General features: G+C 53.6%; 4 protein-coding genes. All 4 read left to right on the top strand.

Annotation, left to right across the window (positions count from 1 at the left end):
• Positions 1-142 precede the first annotated feature (142 nt).
• The 4 genes from Q2B33_RS23485 (at position 143) to Q2B33_RS23470 (ending at position 4,048) form a co-directional block, all read left to right on the top strand.
• A complete protein-coding gene (locus tag Q2B33_RS23485; protein ID WP_300792072.1) occupies positions 143-1,150 on the top strand; it encodes an alpha/beta hydrolase in 1,008 nt (335 codons plus the stop codon).
• 250 nt (positions 1,151-1,400) lie between these two features.
• Positions 1,401-2,786 (top strand): condensation domain-containing protein, encoded by a 1,386-nt coding sequence (locus Q2B33_RS23480; protein ID WP_300785166.1) that lies wholly within the window; start codon positions 1,401-1,403, stop codon positions 2,784-2,786.
• A gap of 31 nt (positions 2,787-2,817) precedes the next feature.
• The gene (locus Q2B33_RS23475) at positions 2,818-3,057 is read left to right on the top strand and encodes an acyl carrier protein (protein ID WP_296467256.1); all 240 of its coding nucleotides are present in this window, start codon (positions 2,818-2,820) and stop codon (positions 3,055-3,057) included.
• A 34-nt stretch (positions 3,058-3,091) separates the two neighbouring features.
• Positions 3,092-4,048 carry an AMP-binding protein gene (locus Q2B33_RS23470; RefSeq protein WP_300823330.1) on the top strand — a complete coding sequence of 319 codons (957 nt, stop codon included), beginning with the start codon at positions 3,092-3,094 and terminating at the stop codon, positions 4,046-4,048.
• Positions 4,049-4,065: the final 17 nt, after the last annotated feature.

Genomic DNA, 4,065 nt, shown 5'->3' with positions numbered 1-4,065 from the left:
ACTGGTTCATTCGCATGATTACATTAGGCAGCATTCAGCGTTATGCAGTATAAAACAGTTGTAAGGCAGCCCCGAATGGTATATACTGTATTCTGAAAGACTGCTCCAAAGATTATCCCAGAGAACAAGAGGAATATCCGCCATGAAACATAAACTCCTTAAAATCGCAGCCGCCTCAGCCGCCACAGGCATATTTCTGTCCCTGGGCTGGCCTTTTTTCGAGCTGACAGTCCACTGCAGGACCAAGCGGGATGTCAAGAAATGGTTCCGCCTGTCCCAGATGAAGGTCAATCATCCCAGATACAAATTCGAGAAAGAGTACGAAGCCGGCAAGGCGTGGTGCCAGGGCCAGGCCATGCAGGACTGCCATATCAGGAGCGCAGACGGCCTTCTGCTGCACGCTTCCTTCTTTCCAGCAAAGGACGCGGAGCGCATCGTCGTGCTATGCCATGGCTATAAAGGCAGCAGCTTCGGAGATTTTGCAAACATCGCAAGGTTCCTTCATGAGCATAAGTGCAGCCTGCTCTTCATCGACCAGAGATGCTGCGGAGAGAGCGAAGGAGAATTCATCACCTTCGGGGCAAAGGAGCAATACGATATCCAGGAATGGGCCTGGTATGCGGCCGGAAAGAACAAAGACAGGCTGCCCATCTACCTGTACGGCGAATCCATGGGGGCGGCGGCGGTACTGATGGCCGCGGGGCACAGGCTGCCGGAGGAAGTAAGGGGCCTCATCGCCGACTGCGGATTCCGGTCCATGAAGGGCCAGCTCCAGGATCTGGCCGCCAGGTGGTTCCACCTGCATTGGATCGGATTGCTGCTGTTTCGGGTAGACCTGTTCTGCAGGCTCTTAGGGGGCTTTCGCATGAAGGACGCCGACACGGCAAAAGCGCTGAAGACCAATAAAAGGCCTGTGCTGTTCTTTCACGGGGAGAAGGACACCTATGTCTATATGAAGAATTCCGTTCATAACCATGCTCTGTGCCGGGCGCCAAAGGAACTGGCAATCATACCGGAGGCAAGGCATCTTTGCAGCGCCTACGAACAGCCGGAGCTTTACCGGAAAAAGCTTCTGCATTTTTTTAACACATACGACAAGACCTCCAGCAATGAAGCCAGCCGCTATATCTACGGCACTTCTCGCCCATAAGTCAGGGTATATGGTAAATTTTATGCCCGCAAAGTAACTTAAGAAAATCTGATTTCCCTCCCGCAATCTGATATCCGCGATTTAACGCCGGCCCAATAAGCCGGCGTTTCAAACGTTGTCGGCATATTCCTGAAGAACGCCCCCAGGTGTCGGTTACTTTCATAAAAAGTGTCCGTTAAGTCCATACTAGGGTAGAAATCGCAGACAGAATGTGTTACCTTTGCAGGGAAGAGAACAGGGAGGTAATTCAATGAGAGAATATTATCCGTTAACCGCGGCGCAGAAAATGCATCACGACTGGATCAAAAAGTACCGGACCCAACAGGTATCAGGCGTCAGCGTTGTGGCGTCCTTGCAGGCGCCTCTGGATTTCGGGCTTCTGAAAAAATGTCTCCAGCTGGAATTCGAGCGTTACGGCTGTATGAGGATCCGCTTTACGAAGCCGGATGAAAATGGAGACGTCGAACAGTATATCGTAAAAAAAGAGACAAGGGATATCCCGTTTAAGGATCTGTCCGGCATGAGCCTCGCCCAGGCGGACCAGCTGATGCAGCAGTGGGCTTACGAAACCTTTGAGGGGGACAACATCCCGATGTGCGATGTGACCATGGTAAAGCTCCCTGAGGGCTACAACGGATTCTTCATCCATATGGACCACAGGCTGATCGATTCCTGCGGGCTGGTGGTGATGATCAACGACCTGATGCAGCTTTATACCCACTACAAATTCGGCTCCGCCTATCCGGAAGACATGGCCATCTTCGAGGATGTGCTGGACAAGGATCTGAAAAGGGCCAATAACGAGAAGCGCTTTGCCAAGGACAAGAAGTTCTGGGACGACCAGCTGGATGCCCTGGGCGAGCCCCTCTATTCCGATATCCAGGGGCCTGCCGTCCTGGAGGAGGCAAGGAAGCTGCACGGAAACAAGGCCTTAAGGGCGGCGGACATCGAGCTGAAGAATCTTTTCGTACAGGTGAAGGATTATTATCTGGAGCCGGAGCCCACAAGGAATCTGATTGCCTTCTGCATGAACCATCAGCTTTCCATGACGAACCTGCTGCTCCTGGGCATCCGCACCTACCTTTCCAAGGTAAATGACGGCCAGGAGGACATCACGATCGAGAACTTCATCTCCAGGCGCTCCACCCACGACGAGTGGACCTCCGGGGGAAGCCGGACAATCATGTTCCCCTGCAGGACCGTGATCCCCGCCGATATGGACTTCCTGGCGGCCGCCTACGAGATCCAGAACGTGCAGAACCGGATCTACATGCACAGCAATTACGACCCCGCCCTGATCTGGGAGGAGCTGCGGAAGCGCTATCATACGCCGGAGAACACCACCTATGAGAGCTGCTACCTCACCTATCAGCCCATGCCGGTGAAGATGGACAATCCCCACCTGGTCAACATACCCCAGCATTCAAAATGGTTCGCAAACGGCGCGGCCACCAAGAAAATGTACCTGACGGTATCCCATACCGGAAGCGGAGAGATGAATTTCTCCTTCCACTACCAGACGGCCCATCTGCAGGAGCATGACATGGAGCTCCTCTACTACTATATGATGCGCATCCTCTTCAAGGGCATCGCGGAACCGGACATGACCATCGGGGAGATCATGGAACAGATATAATATAATCAGCATTTTATTCAGGAGGAAAAAGATGACACAGGAAATGCAGTTCAAAGAAATCGTAGCGCAGTATTGCAACATGGATCCGGAGAAGATAACAAACGATATGAGGTTCCGGGAGGATCTGGGATTCAGCTCTCTCGACTTCATGTCCTTCCTGGGAGAGCTGGAGGATACCTTCGACATCGAACTGGAAGAAGAAAACCTGGTACAGATCCTTACCGTTGCGGAAGCCCTTGAGCTAATGGAAAGATTACAGGAAGAGGCGTAAGGCCGGTTCAGGACCGGAAGGGAGGGATACAAAAATGCTCATCAGGGATATTTTAGAAGAAAGCGCCAGAAAACATGCCGACATCATGGCGGTAAAGTGGCTGGCAAAAAAGGAGATCCGGGAGAGAAGCTACCGCCATCTGGCGGAGAACATAGCCATGGTGCGGAAGGGCCTGCTGGCGGAAGGATTCCGGGAAAAGCATATCGCTCTGATCGGAGCCAGCTCTGTGGAGTGGATCGAAAGCTACCTGGGCATCATTACAGGCAGGAACGTGGCCGTGCCGCTGGACGCAAATCTTCCCGGGGAGGATCTGGTGGACCTGATCGACCGCTCGGATTCCGAAGGGCTTTTCCTGAGCCCCAAGCACACCGCCCTTTTGGATGCGATCGCGGCCGGATGTCCGAAGCTGAAAAAAATATGGATCCTGCAGGAGCAGGAAACGGATGTGCCGGATGCCAGGACCGCATCTTTGCCGTCTCTGATGGCGCTTTCCAAAGACACAGAAGCCTACTCCGACAGCCCCGCTCCCGGGGATACGGCCACCATCATCTTCACATCCGGGACCACGGGGAAGAGCAAGGGCGTCATGCTGACCCAGGACAACCTGGCCTCCAACGTGGCGGCCGTGGATTATGCCAGGGAGCCCGGAACCGTGATGCTCAGCGTGCTTCCGATCCATCACGCCTTCTGCCTCGTCATGGACTGGCTCAAGGGATTTTCCCTGGGGGCCACCGTATGCATCAACGATTCCCTTCTGCATATGGTAAAGAACATGGGGCTGTTCAAGCCGGACGTGATGCTCATGGTGCCGCTGATGCTGGAGACAATCTATAAAAGGCTTTCCGCCGCCAATCCTCTGATTCCCAAAAAACTGGTAGCGGCAAAGGCCTTCGGCGGGAACCTGAAGATCATCTTCACCGGCGGCGCCCATCTGGATCCCTATTACATCGACAAATTTGCCGACTACGGAATCGACGTCCTGGAGGGATAAGATCGGAAGAGCGTCGT

The sequence above is a fragment of the uncultured Acetatifactor sp. genome (assembly GCF_948601915.1).
Lineage (GTDB): Bacteria > Bacillota > Clostridia > Lachnospirales > Lachnospiraceae > Acetatifactor.
Note: the sequence above shows the minus strand (reverse complement) of the source record. Positions and strands in the feature narration are given on the sequence as shown.

Excerpts from the sequence above, each read along its gene's own strand:
- Q2B33_RS23470 (WP_300823330.1), top strand. The coding sequence starts at position 3,092 with ATGCTCATCAGGGATATTTTAGAAGAAAGCGCCAGAAAACATGCCGAC.
- Q2B33_RS23480 (WP_300785166.1), top strand. The coding sequence starts at position 1,401 with ATGAGAGAATATTATCCGTTAACCGCGGCGCAGAAAATGCATCACGAC.
- Q2B33_RS23475 (WP_296467256.1), top strand. The coding sequence starts at position 2,818 with ATGACACAGGAAATGCAGTTCAAAGAAATCGTAGCGCAGTATTGCAAC.
- Q2B33_RS23485 (WP_300792072.1), top strand. The coding sequence starts at position 143 with ATGAAACATAAACTCCTTAAAATCGCAGCCGCCTCAGCCGCCACAGGC.